Annotated in this window: 19 protein-coding genes; 11 read left to right on the forward strand and 8 right to left on the reverse strand. The window is 67.1% G+C overall.

The window, feature by feature from the left end; translation table 11 throughout:
- Positions 1-299: 299 nt before the first annotated feature.
- From K7711_RS46115 to nucS, 3 genes are all read left to right on the forward strand, one after another.
- Complete coding sequence (locus tag K7711_RS46115) at positions 300-1,055, forward strand: rhomboid-like protein (RefSeq protein ID WP_308015249.1); 756 nt, start codon at positions 300-302, stop codon at positions 1,053-1,055.
- Between the two features lie 38 nt (positions 1,056-1,093).
- Positions 1,094-1,810 (forward strand): rhomboid-like protein, encoded by a 717-nt coding sequence (locus K7711_RS46120; protein ID WP_222979354.1) that lies wholly within the window; start codon positions 1,094-1,096, stop codon positions 1,808-1,810.
- A gap of 70 nt (positions 1,811-1,880) precedes the next feature.
- A complete protein-coding gene (nucS, locus tag K7711_RS46125) occupies positions 1,881-2,618 on the forward strand; it encodes an endonuclease NucS (RefSeq protein ID WP_222979355.1) in 738 nt (245 codons plus the stop codon).
- Positions 2,619-2,827: 209 nt separating this feature from the next.
- On the opposite strand, the gene K7711_RS48240 is transcribed toward nucS, so the two are convergent.
- From K7711_RS48240 to mce, 3 genes are all read right to left on the reverse strand, one after another.
- Positions 2,828-3,136, reverse strand: coding sequence for an Rv1322 family protein (locus K7711_RS48240; protein ID WP_235748858.1), 309 nt, complete (start codon positions 3,134-3,136; stop codon positions 2,828-2,830).
- Between the two features lie 259 nt (positions 3,137-3,395).
- On the reverse strand, positions 3,396-4,394 hold the full coding sequence (locus K7711_RS46130) for a coiled-coil domain-containing protein (protein ID WP_040832385.1): 999 nt from the start codon (positions 4,392-4,394) through the stop codon (positions 3,396-3,398).
- 86 nt (positions 4,395-4,480) lie between these two features.
- Positions 4,481-4,951 (reverse strand): methylmalonyl-CoA epimerase, encoded by a 471-nt coding sequence (gene mce, locus K7711_RS46135; RefSeq protein WP_222979356.1) that lies wholly within the window; start codon positions 4,949-4,951, stop codon positions 4,481-4,483.
- A gap of 117 nt (positions 4,952-5,068) precedes the next feature.
- On the opposite strand from mce, the gene K7711_RS46140 reads away from it, so the two are divergent.
- The 4 genes from K7711_RS46140 to K7711_RS46155 all read left to right on the forward strand — a co-directional run bounded on the left by K7711_RS46140 (position 5,069) and on the right by K7711_RS46155 (position 8,132).
- Positions 5,069-6,250: an acetyl-CoA C-acetyltransferase gene (locus K7711_RS46140; protein ID WP_222979358.1), complete on the forward strand. Its 1,182-nt coding sequence runs from the start codon at positions 5,069-5,071 to the stop codon at positions 6,248-6,250.
- 141 nt (positions 6,251-6,391) lie between these two features.
- Positions 6,392-6,802 carry a hypothetical protein gene (locus K7711_RS46145; protein ID WP_222979360.1) on the forward strand — a complete coding sequence of 137 codons (411 nt, stop codon included), beginning with the start codon at positions 6,392-6,394 and terminating at the stop codon, positions 6,800-6,802.
- A gap of 69 nt (positions 6,803-6,871) precedes the next feature.
- Positions 6,872-7,228 (forward strand): DUF3817 domain-containing protein, encoded by a 357-nt coding sequence (locus K7711_RS46150; RefSeq protein WP_222979362.1) that lies wholly within the window; start codon positions 6,872-6,874, stop codon positions 7,226-7,228.
- Between the two features lie 61 nt (positions 7,229-7,289).
- The gene (locus tag K7711_RS46155) at positions 7,290-8,132 is read left to right on the forward strand and encodes a tetratricopeptide repeat protein (protein ID WP_222979408.1); all 843 of its coding nucleotides are present in this window, start codon (positions 7,290-7,292) and stop codon (positions 8,130-8,132) included.
- Here K7711_RS46155 and glgB read toward each other — a convergent pair.
- Positions 8,129-10,318 (reverse strand): 1,4-alpha-glucan branching protein GlgB, encoded by a 2,190-nt coding sequence (glgB, locus tag K7711_RS46160; protein WP_222979364.1) that lies wholly within the window; start codon positions 10,316-10,318, stop codon positions 8,129-8,131. The two genes, K7711_RS46155 and glgB, sit on opposite strands and share 4 nt — an antisense overlap.
- Positions 10,315-12,321 (reverse strand): alpha-1,4-glucan--maltose-1-phosphate maltosyltransferase, encoded by a 2,007-nt coding sequence (locus tag K7711_RS46165; RefSeq protein WP_222979366.1) that lies wholly within the window; start codon positions 12,319-12,321, stop codon positions 10,315-10,317. Before K7711_RS46165 ends, glgB begins: the two co-directional genes overlap by 4 nt.
- A gap of 161 nt (positions 12,322-12,482) precedes the next feature.
- On the opposite strand from K7711_RS46165, the gene K7711_RS46170 reads away from it, so the two are divergent.
- Together K7711_RS46170 and glgP are read left to right on the forward strand one after the other, a co-directional pair.
- Entirely contained in the window at positions 12,483-13,247 is a 765-nt protein-coding gene (locus tag K7711_RS46170; RefSeq protein ID WP_222979368.1) for a dienelactone hydrolase family protein, read from the forward strand.
- 132 nt (positions 13,248-13,379) lie between these two features.
- On the forward strand, positions 13,380-15,950 hold the full coding sequence (gene glgP / locus K7711_RS46175) for an alpha-glucan family phosphorylase (protein WP_222979369.1): 2,571 nt from the start codon (positions 13,380-13,382) through the stop codon (positions 15,948-15,950).
- A gap of 27 nt (positions 15,951-15,977) precedes the next feature.
- Here glgP and K7711_RS46180 read toward each other — a convergent pair whose 3' ends face one another.
- Positions 15,978-18,032: an AMP-binding protein gene (locus tag K7711_RS46180; RefSeq protein WP_222979371.1), complete on the reverse strand. Its 2,055-nt coding sequence runs from the start codon at positions 18,030-18,032 to the stop codon at positions 15,978-15,980.
- A gap of 230 nt (positions 18,033-18,262) precedes the next feature.
- A complete protein-coding gene (locus K7711_RS46185) occupies positions 18,263-20,326 on the reverse strand; it encodes an AMP-binding protein (RefSeq protein ID WP_222979373.1) in 2,064 nt (687 codons plus the stop codon).
- A 310-nt stretch (positions 20,327-20,636) separates the two neighbouring features.
- Between K7711_RS46185 and K7711_RS46190 the strand changes: the two genes are divergently transcribed.
- Both K7711_RS46190 and K7711_RS46195 read left to right on the forward strand, forming a co-directional pair.
- Positions 20,637-22,001, forward strand: a complete 1,365-nt coding sequence (locus tag K7711_RS46190; protein WP_222979376.1) for an NCS2 family permease — start codon at positions 20,637-20,639, stop codon at positions 21,999-22,001.
- A gap of 129 nt (positions 22,002-22,130) precedes the next feature.
- Positions 22,131-22,637, forward strand: a complete 507-nt coding sequence (locus K7711_RS46195) for a DoxX family protein (protein ID WP_222979378.1) — start codon at positions 22,131-22,133, stop codon at positions 22,635-22,637.
- 3 nt (positions 22,638-22,640) lie between these two features.
- Here K7711_RS46195 and K7711_RS46200 read toward each other — a convergent pair whose 3' ends face one another.
- Positions 22,641-24,686, reverse strand: coding sequence for an ATP-dependent DNA helicase (locus K7711_RS46200; RefSeq protein ID WP_222979380.1), 2,046 nt, complete (start codon positions 24,684-24,686; stop codon positions 22,641-22,643).
- Positions 24,687-25,105: the final 419 nt, after the last annotated feature.

The raw sequence follows: 25,105 nt of genomic DNA on the forward strand, positions 1-25,105 counted from the left end.
ATTTTCCGAAGGCCCCCAGCATCTGCTGGGGGCCTTCGCTGTTTCCCTGACCTGTGTATGATTCGGCCGGTTACAACCCCCCGAATAGGAGAACACCCCAGATGGACATCCTCAGCGGCCTCGCCACCTACATCAGCACCATGATCTCTGCTCTGGCCAGCGGCTCGGGCGACTGAGTCATCGGCAACCGGACTCTCTGCCGTCGGCGAGTTCACAGTACTTTCACAACCCACAGCTAGCCGTTGTGCAGCCAGAATCCGGATGATGGAGGGTACGCCGGTGGAGCTGCCCCCGGAGCAGTGACGAAAGGGATCCCCATGGTGGTGCTCACCGCACCCAACCAGGAGACGACGACGCCGACCGTTTCGGCTACGACGTCCGGCTTCCGCTGGCGTCGGCTGTTCCTACCGGCTACCTACGGCTACGGGGCGCTGCTCATCCTGGTGACTGTGCTGGTATCGGTGCTGAGCAACTCCGCGCAGACTCGGGTGATGCTGCACGCCAGCACGAATCTGTACAACCTGCTGAACGGCCACATCGGCACACTGCTGTCCAGCGCGCTGCTGATCGGCGATACCGACACCTCGCTGCTGGTTCTGCCGCTGCTGATCTGTCTGCTCGCGCTTGCCGAGCTCAAATTCGGCGCGAGCCGCCTGATTCGCATATTCCTCGCCGGACACCTCGGATCGACGCTACTGGTCGCATTCGGGCTCTGGGTGGCGGTCCAGGCGCACTGGCTGCCGCTGGAGATCACGCACGCCGAGGACGTCGGTATCAGTTACGGCTCCATGGCGCTGATCGGGGCCTTCCTGGTCCTGATGCCGTCGCGTTGGCGGCCGACCTGGGCGATCACCTGGCTCGCGGTCGCGGTGGCCGGTGTGGCGATGGGACGCTCCTTCACCAATGTCGGGCATCTGGTGTCCGTATCCATCGGCCTGCTGGTGGGCCTGTGGTTGATCCGCGGCGGCCGGACGCTTCCGCAGCGTTTCAAGCGGATCGAGATCGTGCTGCTGGTCATCGCGACCCTGCTCGGATACACGATCCTCGTGGGCTGAACAGCGCACAGCTGAGGAAGGTGTCCAGGGTCGGGGTGATGACGGCCGAGCGGGCACAGCGCGGAATGTCCTCTGTCATCGCAGTTCTGCGTCGGCGACACTGGCTGCCGGTCACCGTCGGTTATGTGGCGGCGCTGATCGTGGTTGCCGTGATCTACGCGCGGGTCGGGCCCGATGTTCAGGATCGAATCCTCGCCGGCACCAGTACGAATCTCGACAATCTTCGGCACGGCCGTCTCGGGACGTTGCTGTCCAGCGCGTTCGTCATCGGGGATACGGATTCGACGATCACGAATGTCCCGCTGCTGGCCTGTCTGCTGGCGCTGGTGGAGCTGCGATTCGGCGCGCTGCGGGCGATCTGGACCTTCCTGGCCGGTCATATCGGCGCGACGCTGCTGGTGGCGGTCGGCCTGTGGGTGGGGATCGGTATGCACTGGCTGCCCGGCAGCATCGGTGATTCCGAGGATGTGGGGATCAGTTACGGCGTCATGACGTTGTTCGGCTCGCTCGTCGTGATCGTGCCGAAGGGGCGGCGGATCCCGTGGGCCGCGGTGTGGCTGGTGATCGCGGTGAAGGGGGTGGTCGACACCCGGGATTTCACCAGTGTCGGTCATCTGCTGTCCTACCTGATCGGTACCGGGATCGGGGTGCTGATGATCGCCCGCGGTCGGTACCTGGAACGTCGGATGAGCTGGTTCGATCCGGTTCCGCTGGTGGCTGCTTCGGCGCTGGCGGTGTCGTTTCTGTTGAATTGACCCGGCCGTCGCGGATCGTAGGTGGCCCTTGCTGATCGGGGCTGTGCGGCGGTCGCCTAGAGTGCCTGGGGTGCGCCTCGTGATTGCTCGTTGTCAGGTCGACTACGTGGGTCGGCTCACCGCTCATCTCCCGATGGCTCGACGTCTGCTACTGATGAAGGCGGATGGATCCGTACTCGTACATTCGGACGGCGGCTCCTACAAGCCGCTGAACTGGATGAGTCCGCCGTGCTGGCTGGAGGAGCGCGATGCCGCGTCCGATGGCGGCGCCTCCGTGTCCGCGGACGGTGCTGCTCCCGACGCCGAAGTGAGCGTCGCCGATCCCGCCAAGCTGTGGGTGGTGACCAACAAGGCCGGTGAGGAACTGCGCATCACCGTCGAGGAGATCGAGCACGACACCTCGCACGAACTCGGTATCGATCCCGGGTTGGTGAAGGACGGCGTCGAGGCGCATCTGCAAGAGCTTCTGGCCGAGCACATCGAAACCCTCGGCGCCGGTTACACATTGATCCGTCGTGAGTACATGACCGCGATCGGTCCGGTCGACATCCTGTGCCGGGACGCCGACGGCGCCACGGTCGCGGTGGAGATCAAGCGTCGCGGTGAGATCGACGGCGTCGAACAGCTCACCCGCTACCTCGAACTGCTCAATCGCGACCCGCTGCTCGCTCCGGTGAGTGGCGTCTTCGCGGCCCAGCAGATCAAGCCGCAGGCTCGTACGCTCGCGACGGATCGTGGGATTCGTTGCGTGACACTCGATTACAACGCCCTGCGTGGTACAGAAAGCGACGAGTTCCGCCTCTTCTGACGAGGTGAGTGATTTCCGTTACACCTCAACGAGTTCTGTTGCCTCCCAGGGCAAATTCTCTGAACCCGCTACGTAACAACTGATCTGGTACGCACATGGGTAACTCCTTGGGAACGTCTGCAACGCAACCGGATACCTGACCGTCGGCCCGACAACGCAAGTCTCCCCGCGCCTCACGGCACGCTGAAGTCCCGGAGAGGCGGGGGAGTTCAGCTCCAGCGGCGGGTGATGGTTCTGGTGTGGCGGCCTCGCCAGCAGCCGGTGTGCCAGTGGCGGCGATCGTCTTCGCCGCCTACTGCGGCCCAGGCAACGATATGTGCTGTGCCCGGGGGGATTTCGTGATCACAGCCGGGGCAGCGGTAGGACTTCACCGCGCGGGAGCCCGGAATCGTGCGCACCACATAGGTTTCCGCGTCGCCGGGGCCGTTTTCGGTGCGTCCGAAGACGTCGCCGATCGGACGCGGCTCCCTGGAGGACCGCGCCGAGGATTTCCTGGGACTCGGTTTCCGGCGAGGCATGACATGTCGAGGGTAGCTCCTCCGCCTCTCCGCGACTTCATCGTGTCGTCGGGTGCCTGGAGACTTGTCCTTCGGGCCGACGGTTGCGAACGTGGTCGGGCCCTGGGCGTCCCCGATGAGTTACCCATGTGCGTGCGAGATCAGTAGTTGCGCAGGTCCGTGGATCGGGCAGCCTGCCGGCGACATAAAGAAGGTCGCCCCCTCATGCGAGGGGGCGACCTTGGAACGGATAGCTGTCGCCCGGGTGGGTGCAGTATTTTTAGTGTGCGACTTCCGCGCTCTCGCGCTGCTCTTCGTCGACGACCTCATCCTCGGCATCACGCATCTCGGGGATGGCCTTCTGCTGGCGTCCGGACCCGGACTGCTTGCTGGACAGCGACCGCGGCTCGGGGGCGCCGTCGAGCAGTTCGCTCTCGCGGTTGACCGCGGCGAGCATGGCCGGAACGGAATCGAGCTGGCCGCGAATTCCCAAGAGCTGAGCCAGAACTCGGCCGCGCAGCACGCGCATCTCCTCGGCGAGTTCCTTGGCGTGGGCGATCTTGCGGTCGGCCTGCTGGGTGGCGTTTCCGACCAGACGGTTGGACTCGTCGGTCGCATCCTTGATGCGCTGTGCGGCGTCGGAGCGGCTGGTGGCCTCGAGCTCCTCCATGGCGCGGGTGAGCTTGGTGCGCCGGTCGGCCATGCTGACCTCGAAGTCCTGCTGCGCGGCCTTGCGCTTGGCCTCGGCCTCCTTGGTGAGGCGATCGGCCTCGGCCGTGGCGGCCTCGACGATCTTGGCGGACTCGGTCCGCGCGTTGGCGAGGGTCTGCTCGAACTCGATCTCGAGCGCCTCGCGCTTCTCCTTGGTCTCGGCAAGCAGCGATTCGTACTTACCGCGCATTTCGGTGGCCTGCTGCTCGGCGATGGAGACCATCTCGGCGGCTTCGGCCTGGGCCTGCGCGCGGACCTCGGACGCCTCGTCGGAGGCCAGGCGCAGCATGCGCGAGATACGGTCGCTCATGCCCTCCGCGGTGGTCGGGGGGACCGACAGACGGTCGACTTCCTTACGCAGCTCATCGATTTCGTCACGCGCATCCTCCAGCTGGGCGGCCAGGTTCCGGGCCTGGGCAGCGGCGGCATCGCGGTCGGTGGCGGTGACCCTCAGTTCGGCATCGAATCGGTCGAAGTAATTGCGAACTTCATCGCGGTCATACCCCTTCCGGACCACGGTAAAGGGCAACGCGACGAAGCGATTGCGATCGGGCTCAGTGGACGACATGCCCCACAAACTACCGCTTGCGCGCGTGCCATGGTGACCCGACCGCGAATGTCGTTACGAAAGGTTTTCGCGGTCGGATTGCGGTACTAGTGAGTAGGATTCGCGTTCGGCTCGACGAGCTCGATGAGCACACCGCCAGCATCCTTGGGGTGCAGGAAATTGATGCGCGAGCCCGCGGTGCCCGGACGCGGTGCGTCGTAGAGCAGGCGTACGCCCCGGTCTCGGAGATTGCTCGAGACGGCGTCGATATCGGTCACGCGGTAGGCCAGCTGCTGCAGCCCCGGACCGTTGCGATTGATGAATTTTGCAATGGTCGATTCCTCGTTGAGCGGAGCCAGCAACTGCAGAGCAGTCGACCTGTCTCCGGCAGCGGGCAGCGACAGCATTGCCTCGTGCACCCCCTGGCCCTCGTTGACCTCACGGTGCGTCTCGATCATACCGAGCTTTTCGGAGTACCAGGCCACAGCTGCGTCGAGATCCGGGACGGCGATGCCGACATGGTCCACGGCGATCACATAGTCGGCGGGAATGAATTCGGTCTTTTCGGAAGTGCTCACCTTTCGAACGGTAGCGCGCACCACCGTGGTGCTGTCGAGAGTGCCCGGGTTACCGTGGAGTATCGAGCGGTTGCATCCCGCCCGCACGCTGCATCGACCCCAGAAGTGAGGCCAATCGTGACCACCACCTCCGTCATCGTCTCCGGCGCCCGCACACCGGTTGGTCGGTTGCTCGGTGGCCTCGCCGGATTCTCCGGTTCCGACCTGGGCGGATTCGCGATCAAGGCCGCGCTGGAGAAGGGCGGAGTAGCCCCCGAATCGGTCGACTACGTGATCATGGGCCAGGTGCTGACCGCGGGCACCGGGCAGATCCCGGCCCGGCAGGCCGCGGTGGCCGCGGGTATCCCGATGGACGTTCCGGCGCTGACGGTGAACAAGGTGTGTTTGTCGGGTATCAACGCGATCGCCTTGGCGGATCAGCTGATTCGGGCCGGTGAGTACGAGATCGTGGTCGCCGGCGGGCAGGAGTCGATGACGAAGGCGCCGCATCTGCTGGAGAAGAGCCGGGAGGGCTTCAAGTACGGCGATGTGACGTTGCGCGACCACATGGCCTTCGACGGGCTGCACGACATCTTCACCGATCAGGCGATGGGCCTGCTGACCGAGCAGCGCAACGACGTCGATCGCATCAGCCGCGAGGATCAGGACGCGTTCGCCGCTGCCTCGCATCAGAAGGCGGCCGCGGCGTGGAAGAACGGTGTGTTCGACGACGAGGTGGTGCCGGTCGCCGTCCCGCAGCGCAAGGGTGAGCCGGTGCTGTTCGGGCAGGACGAGGGCATTCGCGCGGACACCACGGCCGAGTCGCTGGGCAAGCTGCGTCCGGCGTTCCGCAAGGACGGCACGGTCACCGCCGGTTCGGCCTCGCAGATCTCCGACGGCGCTGCCGCGGTGGTCGTGATGAGCAAGGCCAAGGCGCAGGAACTGGGTCTGAGCTGGATCGCGGAGATCGGCGCGGCGGGTGTGGTGGCCGGGCCGGATTCCACCCTGCAGGAGCAGCCTGCCAACGCGATCGCCAAAGCCTGTGCGCGCGAAGGTATTTCGCCCGCCGACCTGGATGTGGTGGAGATCAACGAAGCCTTCGCCGCGGTCGGCGTGGCCTCGACCCGCAAGCTCGGCATCGACCCGGAGAAGGTGAACGTCAACGGCGGTGCGATCGCGATCGGCCACCCGCTGGGTATGTCCGGCGCTCGCATCGTGCTGCATCTGGCGCTCGAGCTGAAGCGTCGCGGCGGCGGTGTCGGCGCGGCGGCCCTGTGCGGTGGCGGCGGCCAGGGTGACGCTCTGATCGTGAAGGTGTAGCCCGGCGGTACGACTTCCCGGATGTGGGAAGTTGCGAAATCCTCTGTCGCCGACTGCCCCTAGGTTCGGTGGGGCACGGTGTCCGGCGTGTGGGGGGAACTCGGCGCGCCGGATGCGACATGAGAGAGAAAAGGCTCAATTTTGATCAACACCCGAAAGTTCATCGCTGTCTGTACCGCTGCGATCGGGATCTCCGCGGGTGCGGCAGCACTCGTCCCGGCCACGGCCTCCGCGGCGGCGCCGTACGGCGGCCAGTGCGGTGCGGGCTTCAACGTCGTGGACAAGCATGAGCTGAAGGCAGGCACGATCTTCCTCACCTACAACGGCAGGACCAACTGCGTGGTCACCGTGCGGGACCACGCGGGCGCGGCGATCTCGATGGGCGCTGCGGTCCGGCAATCGAAGGACCACTCGGCGGTGGTCATCAACGACGGGCACAAGTTCACCGACTTCGCCTTCGCGAAGGTCGAGGCGCAGGGCAAGTGCATCGACTGGGGCGGGTTCATCGGCGACGACCTCTGGCAGCAGTTCAACGTGCACTGCGGCCGCTGATCGCGTTTTCCTGAGAGAATGGGCACACCCACTACGAAGCGTCGTAGCCATTGGGCACAATGGGGAGTCATGGGCGAGATCTTCGATGTGAGCACCCTGGCCAAGCGGGTGCGGCTTTTCGGCATCCTCGAGGTGTTCGGGTGGGTGCTCCTGTTCATCGGCATGTACTTCAAGCACGGGGTGACACCACCGGTCGAATGGCCTCTCATGGTCTTCGGCATGGTGCACGGCATCATCTTCCTGGCGTACGCGTTCAGCTTGCTGATGGCGTGGCGGGAGTTCGAGTGGCCTGGGCGCACGATCCTGCTCGGGCTCGTCTCGACGGTGATCCCGTTCACCTCGTTCTTGTTCGAGCGGTGGGCCATCCGGTCCGGACAGTTGGGCGAATTGAGCCCGACCCAGGCACCTGCCGCCGCGGGCTCGTGACAAACTGGAAGCTGTGACTCGACCAGCTGCACGTCGTCCCTCGCCCGCCGCTGCTGCCGCCATGTCCGGCGCGGTGGATCTGTCCAGCTTGAAACAGCCTGCTGCCACGGATGTTCCGAGTGATCACGCGGTCACCGAGGCCAATTTCGAGACCCAGGTGCTGCGGCGCTCGATGCAGGTGCCGGTGGTCGTGGTGCTGTACTCGCAACGCAGTCCGGGCAGCGTGGAGCTGGTGAAGCTGTTCGAGCGGCTGGTCGGCGAGGCCGACGGCGGCTGGGATCTGGCGACGGTCGAGGCCGAGCCGAATATGCGCATCGCGCAGGCGTTCGGTGTGCAGGGCATTCCGACGGTGGTCGCGGTGGCCGGTGGTCAGCCGCTGGCCGACTTCCAGGGCGCTCAGCCCGAGCCGCAGGTCAAGCAGTGGCTCACGGCTGTGATGGAGGCCGTGCGCGGGCAGTTGCCCGATTCGCCGGACGGTCCGCAGCCCGAGCCCGAGGATCCGCGTTTCACTGCGGCCGAGGAGGCGCTGGACCGCGGGGACGTCGAAGGCGCGATCAGCGCGTACGAGGCGATTCTTGCCACCGAACCGGCCAATGCGGAGGCCAAGGCCGCGCTGCGGCAGGTTCGCTTCTACTCGCGCACGCAGGGGCTGCCGCAGGATGCGATCGCCCGCGCCGATGCGGATCCGGCCGATATCGATGCCGCCTTCGCCGCTGCGGATATGGAACTGTTCAACAGCGAGCCCGATGTGGCCTTCTCCCGCTTGATCAACCTGATCAAGCGCACCGCCGGCGATGACCGCAATCGTGTGCGCACGCGGCTGGTGGAGCTGTTCGAGCTGTTCGACACCGGGGACCCGGTGGTGGTCGCGGCCCGCCGCAAGCTGGCGACCGCGCTGTACTAGACGCCGGGCGTGAGATTTTTCACGTCCGCTGTCTGTTCGAGGGCGAGCCAGATCCCGCTGTTGGGCGCGAGGGTGATCGTGGCCGAGACGGGCCGGTTGTGCCACGGGATCTCGGCGGTGTCCACGCCGCCGAGGTTGCCGATCCCGCTGCCGCCGTAGGGGATCGCGTCGGTATTCAGGATTTCGCGCCAATGGCCCGAAACGGGCAGGCCGACGCGGTAGTCGCGGTGTTCGGAGCCGGAGAAGTTGTAGAGGCAGGCTATCGGCGAGCCATCGCTCGCGTAGCGCAGGAAGGCCAGCACATTGTGGTCCCGGTCGTCGGCCTCGATCCAGGCATAACCGCCGGGGGAGGTGTCCTGGGTCCACAGCGCCGGGTGCGCGCGGTAGGCGGTGTTGAGGTCGGCGACGAGGGTGCGTATGCCCGCGTGCAGCGGATTGTCCAATTCGTGCCAGTCCAGCCCGCGATCGTGTGACCATTCGCGGAACTGTCCGAAGTCCTGGCCCATGAACAGCAACTGTTTGCCGGGATGTGACCACATGTATGCCAGCAGCGCTCGCACGCCGCACGCCTTGGCGAAATCGTCGCCCGGCATGCGCGTCCACAGCGTTCCCTTGCCGTGCACGACCTCGTCGTGACTGATCGGCAGGACGTAGTTCTCACTCCACGCGTAGACCGCGGAGAAGGTGATCTCGTTGTGATGCCAGCTGCGGTGCACCTGATCGCGGCCGAGATAGCCGAGGGTGTCGTGCATCCAGCCCATGTTCCACTTCATGGTGAAGCCCAGGCCGCCGACGTCGGTGGGACGAGTGACGCCCGGCCAGGTGGTGGACTCCTCGGCGATGGTGACCACGCCCGGATGCCGGGTGTGCACCGTCGCGTTCATCTCCTGTAGGAACTGCGCGGCCTCGAGGTTCTCCCGGCCGCCGTGGATATTGGGCTCCCAGCCGCCTTCGGGGCGTGAGTAGTCCAGGTAGAGCATGGAGGCGACGGCGTCCACGCGCAGGCCGTCGATGTGGAATTCCTCGAGCCAGTACAGCGCGTTGGCCACCAGGAAGTTGCGGACCTGGTTGCGGCCGAAGTCGAAAACGTAGGTGCCCCAGTCCAATTGCTCACCCCGACGCGGGTCGGGATGCTCGTACAGGGGTGCGCCGTCGAAGCGGGCCAGGGCCCATTCGTCGCGCGGGAAGTGCGCCGGAACCCAGTCCAGCAGCACGCCGATGCCCGCGGCGTGCAGGACGTCCACGAAGGCGCGGAAGTCGTCGGGGGCGCCGAATCTGGCGGTCGGGGCGTAGTACGAGGTGACCTGGTAGCCCCAGGAGCCGCCGAAGGGGTGTTCGGCGATCGGCAGCAGTTCGACATGGGTATAGCCCTGTGCGCGAACGTATTCGGCGAGTCTGGCGCCCATCTCGCGATAGCCGTGTCCGGGCTGCCACGAGCCCAGGTGCACTTCGTAGATGCTCATCGGGGCGTGGGTCGGATCGGCGGCGTCTCGTGCGCGCATCCACTCCTGATCGCGCCAGCTGTAGGAGCTTTCGGTGACGACCGAGGCTGTCGCGGGGGGTACTTCCGTGGCGAAGGCGAGCGGGTCGGCGTGCTCGACGATGCCGCCGTCCGCGCCGTGCACCCGGAACTTGTACTTCTCGCCCGGCCCGAGCCCGGTGACGAACACCTCCCACACGCCCGAGCCGCCGAGCCGCCGCATGGGGGCGGTGTTGCCGCTCCAGCCGTCGAAATCGCCGATCACGCTGACGCCGCGGGCATTCGGGGCCCACACCGCGAAGGAGGTGCCCGCGACCTCACCGTCGAGGGTGGTGTACCGGCGCGGATGCGCGCCCAACACCTCCCAGAGCCGTTCGTGCCTGCCCTCGCCGATCAGGTGCAGATCCAGGTCACCGAGGGTAGGCAGGAATCGGTAGCCGTCGGCGTCCAGGACCGTGCGGCCGCCGGGATAGGAGGTCAGCAGGCGGTAGTCCGAGAGCTCGGGATACGGCACGACGCCCTCGAACAGGCCGTGCTCCACGTGCTTCAGCAGATGATCCTGGTCGCCGATCCGGGCGGACACCGAATCCGCATGCGGCCGAAGGGCTCTGACGACGGTGCCGTCGGGATGCGGGTGCGCGCCCAGCACCGCGTGCGGATCCGGGTGGGTGCCCGCGGCCAGCAGCAGCAGATCGCGCCGGTTCACCGGAATGTCCTGCGGTAGGCCAACTCCGCACGGGCGGCCGCCGAGACCGGCGGCAGGGCGATGATGTGCGCGACGGCCCGGACCGGGTCCAGCCGTACGTAATTGGTTTGGCCCCAGTGGTATTCCTCACCGCTGACCTCGTCCACGACGACCGGATGATCGTGCCATTCACGGCCGATCGCGGGCATGTCGAGCGAGAGCATGCCGTCCTCGGCTCCGAACGGGTCCAGATTCACCACGACCAGTACCGCGTCGCCGGTGGCCGGATCCACCTTCGAATAGGCCAGCAGTGCGTCGTTGTCCACGTGATGCACGCTCAGACAGCGCAATTGCTGCAGGGCCGGGTGGGCGCGGCGGATCTCGTTGAGTCTGGTCAGCCAGGGGTCGAGCGATTCACCGCGCGCCGCGGCCTCGGCGAACGGGCGCGGGCGCAGTTCGTACTTCTCCGAGTCCAGGTACTCCTCGCTGCCCGGCCGCACCGCCTGATGTTCGAACAGCTCGAAACCCGAGTACACGCCCCAGGCCGGGCCCATCGTCGCGGCCAGCACCGCGCGGACGGCGAACATGCCCGGACCGCCGTGCTGCAGGCTCTCGTGCAGGATGTCGGGGGTGTTGACGAACAGGTTCGGTCGCGCCTCGTCGGCCTTGGCGGCCAGTTCCAGAGCGAATTCGGCGAGTTCGTGTTTGCCGGTGCGCCAGGTGAAATACGTATAGGACTGGGTGAACCCGCGCCGGGCGAGGCCGTACATCCGGGCGGGGCGGGTGAACGCCTCGGACAGGAAGATCACGCCCGGGTCGTCGCGGTGCACCTGCCCGATCAGCCATTCCCAGAAGTCGGCGGGTTTGGTGTGCGGGTTGTCGACGCGGAAGATGGTGACGCCCAGCGAGATCCAGTACCGGACCACGCGCAGTACCTCGGCGTAGAGGCCGTCCGGATCGTTGTCGAAGTTGATCGGGTAGATGTCCTGATACTTCTTCGGCGGATTCTCCGCGAAGGCGATGGTGCCGTCCGGCAGGGTGGTGAACCATTCGGGATGTTCGATGACCCAGGGATGGTCCGGGGCGCACTGCAGCGCCAGATCCAATGCGACTTCGAGCCCGAGTTGCCGTGCGACGTCGACGAATTCGGTGAAATCCGCGACGTCGCCGAGATCCGGATGGATCGCGTCGTGGCCGCCCGCGGCCGAGCCGATCGCCCAGGGGGAGCCGACGTCGTCGGGTTCGCAGGTCAGGGAGTTGTTGCGGCCCTTGCGGTTCACCTCGCCGATCGGGTGGATCGGCGGCAGGTACACCACGTCGAAGCCCATGGCCGCGATGCGGTGCAGCTCCTTCGCGGCGGTGGCGAAGGTGCCGTGCACGGGAGCGCCGTCGGCGTCCCGGCCGCCGGTGGAGCGGGGGAAGAATTCGTACCACGAGCCGCACAGGGCGCGGCGGCGTTCCACCTGGACGGTGAATTGCGGTCCGCGGGTGACCAATTCGCGTAGCGGGTGGGCGCGCAGTATCTCGGCCACCTCGGCGCTGAACGCCGGGGCCACCCGCGCGGGCAGCTGGTCGTCGCTGCGCAGTGCGGTCGCGGCCGCGCGCAGACGTTCCCACTGTTTCTTCGGAACCGCCTGTGCGGCACGGTCGAACAGGCGTGCGCCGAGTTCGAGGTCGTTGGCCAGATCCGCGGCGCTCTGGCCGACGGCCAGTTTCGCCTCCACCGCCGCACGCCATCCGGCGATCGGATCGCTCCAGCCCTCGATGCGGTAGGTCCACGCACCCGGTTCGGTGGGAGTGAACACGGCGTTGAACACATCGGGTTCGTAGTCGGGCGACATGCGGATGCGTTGCGTGCGCGAACTGCCCGGGGCGCGCACCGCGAGGGTCGCGGCGACGGCGTCGTGCCCTTCGCGCCAGACCACGGTGCGAACCGGGAACACCTCACCGACCACGGCCTTGGCCGGGTATCGCCCCGGTCCTAGGGCAGGGGCGGTGTCATCGATGGCGATGCGACCGGTCACGGCGTCAACCGTACCGGTAATCCGGACATGTTCGCGCCGATGACGGCGGACGGGTGGCTGCCGGGTGGCGGGAATCGATATGGGACGGTAGGACCGAAGCGGAACGCTCGCCTCTCTTTCGCGGCGGGCACGACGACGGCGAATACACAGGAGGATCCATCATGACCGCAGTGCACGGCGTGTCGGTAGACATCCAGACTCCCGACGGCGTTGCCGATGCTTATGTGGCTCATCCCGACGACGGCGCCGCGCATCCGGGCGTGATCGTCTACCAGGACGCGTTCGGCCTGCGGCCCGCACTGCGCGCGGTGGCCGATCGCATCGCTTCGCACGGCTACACCGTTCTGGTGCCGAACGCCTTCTACCGGGCGGGCCGCGCACCGCTGTTCGATCTGCCGGACCCGATCGATCTGAAGTCGCGGCCGGAGATCTTCGAGAAGATCCGGCCGCAGATGCAGGCGCTGACGCCCGAGGTCGTGAAGTCCGATTCGGCCGCGTACCTGGACTGGATGGCGGCATCGGAGCTGGTCAGCGACGGTCCGGTCGGTCTGACCGGATACTGCATGGGCGGGCGGCTGGTGCTGTTCACCGCGGCCGCGCATCCCGAGCGGGTCGCCGCCGGTGGCTGCTTCCACACCGGTGGGCTGGTCACCGACGGCCCAGACAGCACTCATCTGATGGTCGAGCCGATCACCGCGGAGCTGTTCTTCGGCTACGCCGACAACGACCAGGGCGCGACTCCCGCGCAGATCGAGACGTTCGGCAAGGCGCTGGACGCGGCGGGCGTCACGCACACCTCCGAGGTGTACGAGGGCTCGATCCACGGTTACACCCAGGCCGACACCGAGGCGTACAGCGCCGAGGCGGCCGAGCGCCACTACCGCGATCTGCTCGCGCTGCTCGATCGCACGCTGGGCTCGAAGTAGTTCCGCCTGAGTTCCCGGGCCGCCGCGTAGGACCGATGCGGCGGCCCGGGAATTCGATGAGTACAGGTCAGAGCCCTGCGGCGGCGCTGTTCGGTGCCGCGTGTGCCATCCTCGCCGTGTAGGTTCTACCCAATGAAGGCATTGCGTCGCTTCACCGTCCGTGCCCATCTGCCCGAGCGACTGTCCGCGCTCGGCGAACTCGCCACGAATCTGCGCTGGTCCTGGCATGCCCCGACGCAGGACGTGTTCGCCGAACTGGATCCGCGGCTGTGGGTGGAGCTCGGGCGCGATCCGGTGCGGATGCTGGGGGAGGTCCCGGCCGAACGCCTGGACGAACTGGCCGCCGACGAGGCGTACCTGCGTACGGTCGACGCCGCCGCGGCCGATCTGCAGGACTATCTGACCAGGCCGCGCTGGTTCGGCCGACAGGATCAGGGCCCGCGGTGCATCGCGTACTTCTCGATGGAGTTCGGCGTCACCGAGGTGCTGCCGAACTATTCCGGCGGATTGGGGATCCTGGCCGGGGACCATCTGAAAGCGGCCTCGGATCTGGGACTTCCGCTGATCGGCGTCGGCTTGCTGTACCGCTCAGGGTATTTCCGGCAGTCGCTGACCGCCGACGGCTGGCAGCGCGAACACTATCCGGATCTGGATCCGCAGGGGTTGCCGCTGCGGTTGCTCGCCGGCGCCGATGGTTCTCCGGTCCTGGTGCACGTGCCGATGCCCGAGGGGCGGGTGTTGCGGGCGCGGGTGTGGATCGCCCAGGTGGGGCGGATTCCGTTGCTGCTGTTGGATTCCGACATCGCCGACAACGATCCCGAGTTGCGCGCGGTCACCGACCGGCTGTACGGCGGCGATCAGGACCACCGGATCAAGCAGGAGATCCTGGCCGGAATCGGCGGAGTGCGCGCGGTGCGGGCGTTCACCCGCGCGCACGGGATGCTCGATCCGGATGTGTTCCACATGAACGAGGGGCACGCCGGATTCCTGGGGATCGAGCGGATTCGCGAATTCATGTCCGGCGGAATGGATTTCGATGCCGCGCTGACCGCGGTGCGGGCCGGGACGGTGTTCACCACGCACACCCCGGTGCCCGCGGGGATCGACCGGTTCGCCGGTGCGCTGGTGCGGCGGTATTTCGGCGGGGATCACGGGGAACGCGAATCTCCGCTGCTGCCGGGGGTTTCGGTGGATCGCATCGTGGCGCTGGGCCGGGAGGCCGATCCGTCGGTGTTCAACATGGCGCATCTGGGGTTGCGACTGGCTCAGCGCGCCAACGGCGTCTCACAACTGCACGGCGCGGTCAGCCGGAGCATGTTCGCGCCGCTGTGGCCCGGATTCGATCCGGCCGAGGTGCCGATCGGCTCGGTCACCAACGGCGTGCACGCGCCGACCTGGGCCGCGCGTGAGTGGATCGACAAGGCACGGGAATTCGTCGGCCCGGAACTGGTCGAGGAGGCGCGCGGCTGGGAACGGTTGCACGACGTCGATCTGCGCGAGCTGTGGTCGACGCGTAATGCGTTGCGCGGCATCCTGGTCGACGAGGTGCGTCGTCGGGTGCGGGCCTCGTGGCTCGAGCGGGGTGCGGCTCCGGCCGAACTGGGTTGGGTGGACGAGGTTTTCGATCCGGCGGTGCTGACCGTCGGGTTCGCTCGCCGGGTGCCGACCTACAAACGCCTGACTCTGATGCTGCGCGACCCGGAACGGCTGCGCGGCATGCTGACCGATCCCGATCGTCCGGTGCAGCTGGTGGTCGCCGGTAAGAGTCATCCGGCCGATGACGGCGGTAAGGGGCTGATCCAGCAGGTGGTGCGCTTCGCCGATGACATCGGCGTGCGGCATCGCATCGTCTTCCTGCCCGATTACGACATGTCGATGGCCCGGTACCTGTACTGGGGATGCGATGTGTGGCTGAACAATCCGCTGCGTCCGCTCGAAGCGTGCGGTACGTCGGGGATGAAGGCCGCGCTCAACGGCGGACTCAACCTGTCGATCCGGGACGGCTGGTGGGACGAGATGTACGACGGCGAGAACGGCTGGGCCATCCCCACCGCGGACGGCGTGCGCGACGAGCACCGCCGCGACGATCTGGAGGCCGCGGCGCTGTACGAGACGATGGAACGCGCTGTGCTGCCGCGCTTCTACGAGCGTGACCACGACGGGGTGCCGGTGCGCTGGATGGAGATGGTCCGCCACACGCTGCAGACCCTCGGGCCGAAGGTACTGGCCTCCCGCATGGTCCGCGACTACGCGGTCGGCTACTACGCACCCGCCGCGGCCTCGTATGCCGCAGTGGCACAGGACGATTTCGCCGGAGCGCGGGAGCTGGCCGAATACCGCCGCCGGATCGAGGCGGCCTGGCCGCAGGTCAAGGTGCTCCAGGTGGACAGCTCCGGTCTGGCCGACATCCCGGTCATCGGCAACGAACTGTCCCTGCGCGCCCGCATCGATCTCGCGGGCCTGACCCCCGCCGATGTCACCGTGCAGGCGGTGCTGGGCCGCGTCGACACGGACGACGACCTGTCCGAGGTCACCGATTTCGAGATGACGCACGTCGGAAGTGATTCCGGGACGGAGATCTTCACCGTCGAGACCCCGGTTCCGCTCTCGGGCGCGGTCGGCTTCACCGTCCGGATCCTGCCGCGGCATCGGTTGTTGTCCGGTCCTGCCGAACTCGGCCTGATGGTCTCACCGAGTCCCTGAGCCGGTTCCTGCCTCGTGACCGGGCGCTCAGATCGGTTGGGTGAGTGTGCGTTTGAGGATCTTGCCGGTGGCGTTGCGGGGGAGGGCGTCCAGGAACATGACGTCGCGGGGGACCGAGAAGCGGCCCAGGCGGCGTCGGATGTAGACGCGGATCATGTCCGGGTCCAGGGCGAAGCCGTCGCGGGTGACGATGAAAGCGGCCAGGCGCTGGCCGAATTCGCGATCGGGGACGCCGATCACCGCGACCTCGCTGACCTGCGGCAGATGGGACAGCGCCTCCTCCACCGGCCGCGGGAAGACGTTCTCGCCGCCGGAGATGATCATCTCGTCGTCGCGTCCGGCCACGAACAGTCGTCCCGACGCGTCCAGATAGCCGACATCGCCGGTGTCGAGCATGCCGTCGGCCTCCGAGGGCGGATCGGCATCGGTGTAGCCGTCGAACAGCATGTGGTTGCCGATGAAGATGTGCCCGGTCGCACCGATCGGGACGGGGCGCAGATCATCGTCCAGCACAGCGATTTTCGTGCCCAGCGGGGGACGTCCGGCGGTGGTCGGTGAGATGCGCAGATCGGCCGGATCGGCGATGCTCGCCCAGGACACTTCGGTGGATCCGTAGAAGTTGTAGAGGATGTCGCCGAAGGTGTCCATGAATCGCAGCACCGCCGCGCCGGGCAGCGGTGCACCGCAACTGGCCACCACGCGCAGGCTCGACGTGTCGTAACGCGCCCGCACCGAGGCGGGCAGGTCCAGGATCCGGTGCACCATCACCGGGACGACGATCAGTGTGGTGACCCGGAATTCGGCGATCATGCGCAGGCAGTCCTGGGCGTCGAAATGTTCGGGCAGGACCACCGTCGCGCGCAGCGGCGTACTGATCTGCAGGGCCGCCAGACCCCAGGTGTGGAACACCGGCGCCGGAATCAGCATCGTCTCGTTCATCCGCAGCGGGATGCGGGACAGCACCGCCGCGACGGTGCCGAATCCCTTGGGATGCGGTCGCACAGCGCCTTTCGACCTGCCGCTGGTGCCCGAGGTCAGCACGACCAGTCGGCCGTGATCCTTCGGCTTGGTGAAATCGCCTGTGCCGGAGTTGATCAGATCCTCGACCGTGCGGCGGTCGGGGAGCATTCCGTCGTCCACGGTGTGGTAGCACGGCAGATCCTGCGGGATGAACCGCAGTAGATCCTCCAGCTCCGGATCGGCGAACAGCACTGCCAACTGGTGGGTTTTGGCGATCTGGGCGATTCGTCCGGCCGGTAGACCGGTATTGAACAGCACCGCCTCGACGCCGAGTTTACTTGCGGCGGACATGACCTCGACCATCTCGGCGCTGTTGCGGGACAGCACGCCGATGGCGTCTCCGGCCGTCAGGCCCAGGCGGGCCAGCGCGCTCGCGAGTGCGTGACTGCGGGTGTGCACCTCGCGGAACGTGCGCTCGCCCCGGTCGTCGATGATCGCGGTGCGGCGCGGGGAGTGCGCGGCCGCGGCCGCGTAGCCGCCCGCCAGGGTGAAACCCCAGGCGGCCAGGCCGCTGAGTTGTTTGATCATCCGGTCCGGGCGCAGGGTGCGCACGACACCCGTGGCCACCATCTGCCGAGCGACTCCGGCCTGCAGGCGTATCGAGGACTCCTCGCCGTTGGCCAGGATCGAGGTCGGGACGCGGTCGGCGAGGTCGACCATGCGCTCGAGCCCGGCCGTGATCCATTCGACGACAGCCGAATTCGACAGCGCGGGCACCAGCGGATGCACCCGGGCGGGTGCGAAGCACGTGATGACGACCTGCGTGCCCGCGGACGCCCCGCGCAGCCGGATCGCGGCGAAACTGCCCTGGGCCGGACACTGCAGCTCGACGGTGTGCGCCTCGCGGTTCAGGACCAGCCGGACGTCCAGGACACGGATCTCGGTATCGGCACCGCCCACGCGCATGCGCCAACTCGGTGGGCCGTCGATGGTCTCCACCGGATCACAGGCGCCGATGCCCGGGAACAGTCGGGGGTAGGTCTCCGGATCCGCGAGCAGCTTCCACAGAATTCGGGGAGAGATTGCGAGATCGGCACTCGCATCGACGATTTCGGTAACCACACACTTGCACTTCTGGCTGGGCCGGTTCGACAGCTCGGTTCGGCGGCTGACGTATTTGTAACGGGCCGCACACGATTGGTCAAGGCGAATTAAATATTAGGTGAATCATGCATTAAATTCCGGGTAGGTTGCATGTGTTCACACGTCACAGATACCCCCCGGCGGGGGTGGTTGTCAACTATTCGCCGGCGAGGCGTCGGGAAGCCGATATCCGCCCGCCTCGCCACGCCTCACCGTCGGACAGGTTGTTGTGTCAGTACGCGTTTGAGGATGTTGCCGCTGGCGTTTCGGGGGAGTGCGTCGATGACCACGACATCGCGCGGCACCCAGGCGCGCCCGAGTCGAACCCGGATGTAATCGCGGATCGCATCGGCGTCGATGACGTGGCCCGGCCGCGCGACGATGAAGGCCGAGAGTCGTTGGCCCGATTCGCGATCCGGTCCGCCCACCACCGCGCTCTCGCTGACTTGCGGCAGGTGTGCCAGCGCCTCCTCCACCGGGCGCGGGTAGACGGTCTGGCCGTCGCAGACGATCAATTCCTCGGCGCGGGCGAGGACGAACAGTCGTCCGACCGCATCGACGTACCCCACGTCGCCGGTGTCGATCATGCCGTCCACCTCCTCCGGCGGCGGCGCGTCGATGTACCCCTCGGTCAGCAGATGGTGACCGACGAAGATCCGCCCGATCGCGCCCACCGGCAGCAGCCGCGAGTCATGATCCAGCACAGCGAATTTCGCACCGAGCGGTGGAATTCCCGCGGTGGTGGGCGAGACGCGCAGATCGGCCGGTTCGGCGATCGCGCCCAGGGACACCTCGGTCGATCCGTAGATGGTGTAGAGGATTTCGCCGAAGATCTCGGTGAACCGCAGCACCGTCGCCTCCGACAGTGGTGCGCCACCGCAGGTTACGACCTCCAGGCTGGACAGGTCGTACCGCGCCCGCACCGAAGCGGGCAGATCGAGGATGCGCTCCACCATGATCGGCACGACGATCAGCGTGCGCACCCGATGCTCGGCGATCAGGCGCAGGCACTCCGCGGCGTCGAAGCGATCCAGCAGCACCACCTGGGCTCGCAGCGGGAGGCTGATGTGCATGGCCGCCAGGCCCCAGGAATGCGACAGCGACGCCGCGATCAGCATGGTCTCGTTCATCACGAACGGCAGGCGCGACAGCAGCGCCGCGATCGAGGAGAATCCGCGCGGCTGCGGGCGGACTGCCACCTTCGCCGGGCCGGAGGTGCCCGCGGTCAGCAGGATCTGCCGACCGGGCTGATCCGGTTTGCCGACATCGCCTCTGCCCGAAGCGATCAGCTCCTCCACGCCGATCTGGTCCGGGCGGGCCGGATCGCTGAACGTGCTGAAGCGCATCACGTCCGGCGGTACGTACGCCGTCAGCTGCTCCAACTCCGGATCGGCGAATATCGCTGCCATCCGGTGACTCTCGGCCAGGGAGGCGATCCGCTGCGCGGGCAGCCAGGTGGTCAGGAAGATCAGATCGGCGCCGAGTTTGGCCACGGCCGTGACGATTTCGATCATCTCGAGGTGGCTGCGCGCGAGCAGGCCGACGACATCGCCCGCGCCGATGCCCTGCTCGGCCAGTGCCGACGCGAGACGCCCCGAGCGGGCGTGGATGTCGCCGAAGCTGCTCGCACCCCGATCGTCCACCACGGCAATGCGTTTCGGGGTATGTCCCGCCATCGCCGCATAGCCGCCCGCGAGGGTGAATCCGTAGGTGGCCAGGCCGTTGATCTGTTTGTACATCCGGTCGGGCCGGATGCTGCGCAGCACGCCGGTGGACAGGATCTGCATCGCGACCCCGGCCTGGGTGCGCACCGTGGAATCCTCGCCGTTGAGCACCATCGAGGTCGGCGCGCCGCGCACGAGATCGACAAGTCGATGCAGTCCGAACGAGATCCATTCCGCCGCAGCGGCATTGGGCAGACTGGGCATGAGTGGATGCACGCGGTCGGGTGCGACGCAGGTGATGGTGGCGCGCGTGCGATCGGCGCTGCCGGACAGGGCCACCGCGGCGAAACTGCGTCGCTCGGTGCACTGCAACTCCAGGGTGCCCGCCGCGCGATCGGCGATCACCCGGACGTCGAGGATGTGGATCTCGGTGTCGCTGCCGCCGATGCGCATGCGCCACACGGGGCGCCCGTCGACGATCTCGTGCACATCGCACGCGCCGATACCGGGAAAGACCCTCGCGTAGTTACGCGGATCGGTCAGCAGATCCCACAGGACCCCGGGGGCGATCGCGAGATCGGCACTCGCATCGACGATTTCTGTAACCACTCACTTTGCAATTCTCACGTGGCCGGTTCGACGGGCTCGGTTCGGCGGATAACGTATTTGTAACGGCCCACTGGGGAACGGTCAATAACTTGCATATACGAGGGGAATTATGCATTTAATTGCCCGCCGGTTGCGTCTGTCGAATATCCGAAGTAATTCGGTGATCGACCGGCCAGCCATATGTTCGCTGGGTGGGATCGGCACTGCCGCAATCGATTGCCGCTCGTTCGCGGGACCGGGGATGCGCAACCGCGACGTGGCATATAGCGTGCTCGGCAGGCACGTCCGTCCGGCCGAGGTGGAGAAGTAGATGACAATCGATGCCCAGTCGGGTGTGAAGGGGCGCGTGGACGCCTACTTCGGTCTCAGCAGGCTCGGATCGACCGTGAAGCGCGAGATCATGGCCGGCACCGTCACCTTCCTCGCGATGTCCTATGTGCTGGCGGTCAATCCCGCGGTGCTCGGCGACCACGGCACGTTGGGGGCCAAGGGAATTCCCACCCAGGCGGTGTTCACCGCGACCGCCGTCGCCGCGGTGGTGGGCACCCTCGTGATGGGGTTGTGGGCGCGCTATCCCATCGCCCTCGCGCCCGGAATGGGACTGAACGCCTTCTTCGCCTATTCGGTGGTGCTCGGCATGGGCATCCACTGGCAGGTCGCGCTGTCGGGCACGCTGCTGTCGGGCGTGATCTTCTTCGTGCTCGCGATCACCAGGATCCGCGAGAAGATCATCGACGCCATTCCGATGCAGCTGAAACTGGCCGTCGGCGCGGGCATCGGCATGTTCGTGGCGTTCCTCGGGCTGAAGAACGCCGGTCTGGTGGTGGCCAGCGAGTCCACCTTCGTCCATCTCGGCGACTTCACCAAGGGGACCACCCTGCTGGCCCTGTTCGGTCTGCTGGTGACGGTGATCTTCCTGGTGCTGGGCTGGCACGGTGCGGTGCTGTACGGCATCGTCGCGACCACGATCGTGGGCATCGTCAGCGGGCTGGTCTCGCTGCCGCATGCGGTGGTGGCCATGCCGCACGGACTGGACAAGACCTTCGGGCAGGCCATCATCAATCTGCCGCACGCGTTCACCGGACAGATGGCGATCGTCGTGCTGACCATGCTGTTCGTCGACTTCTTCGATGCCTCGGGCACCCTGATCGGCATCGCCAACCAGGCCGGGCTGCTCACCTCCGAGGGCAAGTTGCCGCGTGCGGCGCAGGCGTTCGCCTCCGATTCCATCGGCACGGCGGCCGGCGCGATCATCGGCACCTCGACCACCACCGCCTACGTCGAGTCCACCGCGGGCGTCAGCGCCGGGGGACGCACCGGGATCACCGCGGTCTCGACGGCCGGGTGGTTCCTGATCGCGATGTTCCTGTTTCCGGTCTTCGACGTCGTCGCGGGCGCACCCTCGGTGACCGCACCCGCCCTCATCGTGGTCGGCGTGCTGATGTCCCGTTCGCTCGGTCAAATCGACTGGGGCGAACTGGAATACGCTATCCCGGCCTTCATCACCGTGATCATGATGCCGCTGACCTACTCGATCGCCAACGGCATCGCGATGGGTCTGCTGTTCTACCCGATCGTCATGGTCGCCAAGCGTCGCGGCCGCGAGGTCCATCCGGTCGTCTGGGTGCTGGCGGTGATCTTCCTGGCCTACTTCTTCTTCCTGGCAAACAGGTAATTTCACTGGTCAACAGGTAATTCTCGCGGTCGGGCGAACCGAGGGGCGTCCGATATCGTGGTCTCATCGAACGCGGTCCGCAACGTTGCTCCCGCCGATCATCGGCACCGAGACCACGAGGACATCGATATGACCACCACCGCGCCACACATTTCCGCCGCCGACACGGCGGGCACGGACATCGGCCTGCTCGTGCTCCGGGTCGGCTCCGGCGGCCTGCTGTTCGTCACCGGAAGTGAGAAATTGTTCGGTTGGTTCAACGGCGCCGGATGGCAGCGAACCACCGAGAGCTTCGAGGGGATGGGCTACCAACCGGGCAAGGTGTTCGGCACCCTGGCCGCGCTCTGCGAATTCGGCGGGGGCGCGCTGCTCGTGCTCGGGCTGCTGACTCCGCTCGCCGCGGCCGTCGTCATCGGCACCATGATCAACGCGGTACACGTGACCTGGCCGAACGGCCTGGTCGCCGCCTCCTCGGCGGTGCTGCTGATCGTCGCCGCGGCCGCCCTCGGCTTCGCGGGACCGGGCCGGATCTCGCTGGACCACAATCGTCCCTGGCATCGCCGGGGACCCGTCTGGGGCCTGGGAGCCGTGGTCCTGGGCGCCGTTGCGGCGGCGATAACGCTCGCCGTGAAGTGACTCCTACTTCCCGGCGGCGTCCAAGCGCTTCAGAGCTTTGACGACGACCTCGGGGTCGGCGGTCTCCCAGTAGGGCGGCAGCGAGGCGCGCAGGTAGGAACCGTAGCGGGCGGTGGCCAGGCGGGAATCCAGGATGGCGACCACGCCGCGGTCCTCGACGCTGCGCAGCAGGCGGCCGGTGCCCTGGGCGAGCAGTAGCGCGGCGTGATTGGCCGCGATCGCCATGAAGCCGTTGCCGCCGCGGGACTCCACCGCCTTCTGCCGGGCCACCAGCAGCGGATCGTCCGGGCGGGGGAACGGGATGCGGTCCAGGATCACCAGGCTCAGCGACGGGCCCGGGACGTCCACGCCCTGCCACAGCGACAACGTACCGAACAGCGACGTCTCCGGATCGTCGGCGAATTTGCGCACCAGTGCGCCGGTGGCGTCCTCGCCCTGACACAGGATCGGGGTGTCCAGGCGCTCGCGCAGGGCCTCGGTGGCCGCCTTGGCCGCCCGCATCGAGGAGAACAAGCCCAGGGTGCGTCCGCCCGCGGCGCGGATGAGCCGGTCGATCTCGTCCAGATACGCCGGGGACAACCCGTCGCGGCCAGGGGCGGGCAGATGTTTCGCGACGTACAGGATGCCGGATCTGGCATGGTCGAACGGGGAGCCGACATCGAGCGAATTCCAGCGCACCACATCGGAATCCGACGGCGCCTCACCACCGTTGGCCAATGCGGCGTCTACTCGGTTCGCCGACTGCGCCGGTAGCCCCCAGGTGATCGCCAGCCCGTCGAAGGAACCGCCCACCTGCAGCGTCGCCGAGGTCAGCACGACCGTGGCGGTGCCGAACAGGCGGCTGCGCAGTAGGCCGCCGACCGAGAGCGGGGCCATGTGCAGGGTGCGGCGGGCGATGCCGCGCAGTTCGTCGGCGGCCAGCCAGATCACGTCGCGACGCGCGGCGGGATCGGACTCCTCGAAGGTGGTCAGCGCGCGGACCGCGGCGTCGTGCACCTCCTCGACCGCTGACAAGGCCATGTTGCGGGCCGCCACGTCTTCCGGATCGCCTTGTGGCGCACCGGAACCCGACGGCGCCAGCGCGGTGCGGGTGTTCCACGCCGCGTCGCGGATCAGCGCGAGCACCGGGCCCGCGCCGCCGGGCAGCTGATCCCAGCGGCCGGGCGGCAGATCCTCGAGCAGTTCGTGCCACGCTTCCGCGGCGCCCTCGAGCCGGTCGACCTCCTGCTCGTCGACGAGTTTGGCGCAGCGTTTGGCGGCCGCGCTGATCGCGCTCGTGGACAGTTCCGCGGTCGCGACGCCGGTGACCCGGTCCACCAGTTCGTGCGCCTCGTCGATCACCACGACGTCGTGTTCGGGCAGCACCTGCACACCGCTGATGGCGTCGATGGCCAGCAGCGCGTGATTGGTGACCACCACATCGGACTGACCGGATTCGGCGCGGGCGCGCTCGGCGAAGCAGTCGGTGCCGAACGGGCAGCGCGATTTGCCCAGACATTCCCGGGAGGACACGCTCACCTGCCGCCATGCCCGATCGGTGACGCCCGGGGCCACCTCGTCGCGATCGCCGGTCTCGGTGTCCGAGGCCCAGTCGTTGAGCCGCTGCACCTCGCGGCCCAGGCGCGAGATGGCGAACGCGTCGAACAGTTCGGCCTCGGGTTCCTCGTCCGGAATCGCGCTGTTGATCTTGTTCAGGCACAGATAGTTGTTGCGGCCCTTGAGGATCGCGAATTTCGGCCGACGCCCCAGAGGCCCGGCCAGCGCCTCGGCCAACCGCGGCAGATCCCGGTCCACCAACTGCCTCTGCAACGCGATCGTCGCGGTGGAGACCACGACCGTGCGCCCGGTCTGCACCGCGTGCCGCAGACTCGGCACCAGGTAGGCCAGCGACTTGCCGGTCCCGGTGCCGGCCTGCACCGCCAGATGCTCCTTGGTGTCGATCGAGTGCGCGACCGCAGCCGCCATGGTCTGCTGCCCCTTGCGCGCCTTACCGCCGAGCGCTTCGACGGCGGTCGTCAACAGAGTCGGAACAGCGGGGAGTTCGGGCACCCCCGCAGACTAGCGCCAGGCTCCGACAGGCAACCAACGACATGGTCGCCCGGCCCACGATTCTGCAGGCTCACGCACCCGCCGACGAAACACAACCTCGTCCCACCCACATTCCCCGATGCCGCGAGAGACCGAGCCCACCCGGCCACTTCCCGCGTGCTCAGCGGCGCAGCGTCCCTGTTCCGCTGGTAATCGCCCACACCTCGAAACACTCCCCAGACCACCCACACTCCCCGATGCCGCAGGCGAGCCCCGCGCTCACGTGAGAGCCCGAGCAAACCCGGCCACCTCCCGCGTGCCCAGCGGCGAAACGTCTCTCTCCCGCTGGTAGTCGCCCGCGAAGCGAAAGGCTCAACAACACCAACTCCAAGGTTTTCGGCGCGGGCTCGTCGTTCAGCCCTCGAAGCGCATGGGCGAAG

It is taken from the genome of Nocardia coffeae (genome assembly GCF_019890715.1).
GTDB lineage: Bacteria > Actinomycetota > Actinomycetes > Mycobacteriales > Mycobacteriaceae > Nocardia > Nocardia jiangxiensis.

Coding starts and splice junctions, on each gene's coding strand:
- K7711_RS46120 (WP_222979354.1), top strand. CDS start 1,094: ATGACGGCCGAGCGGGCACAGCGCGGAATGTCCTCTGTCATCGCAGTT.
- K7711_RS48240 (WP_235748858.1), bottom strand. CDS start 3,136: ATGCCTCGCCGGAAACCGAGTCCCAGGAAATCCTCGGCGCGGTCCTCC.
- K7711_RS46130 (WP_040832385.1), bottom strand. CDS start 4,394: ATGTCGTCCACTGAGCCCGATCGCAATCGCTTCGTCGCGTTGCCCTTT.
- K7711_RS46150 (WP_222979362.1), top strand. CDS start 6,872: ATGGGCGAGATCTTCGATGTGAGCACCCTGGCCAAGCGGGTGCGGCTT.
- K7711_RS46155 (WP_222979408.1), top strand. CDS start 7,290: ATGTCCGGCGCGGTGGATCTGTCCAGCTTGAAACAGCCTGCTGCCACG.
- K7711_RS46170 (WP_222979368.1), top strand. CDS start 12,483: ATGACCGCAGTGCACGGCGTGTCGGTAGACATCCAGACTCCCGACGGC.
- glgP (WP_222979369.1), top strand. CDS start 13,380: ATGAAGGCATTGCGTCGCTTCACCGTCCGTGCCCATCTGCCCGAGCGA.
- K7711_RS46190 (WP_222979376.1), top strand. CDS start 20,637: ATGACAATCGATGCCCAGTCGGGTGTGAAGGGGCGCGTGGACGCCTAC.
- K7711_RS46195 (WP_222979378.1), top strand. CDS start 22,131: ATGACCACCACCGCGCCACACATTTCCGCCGCCGACACGGCGGGCACG.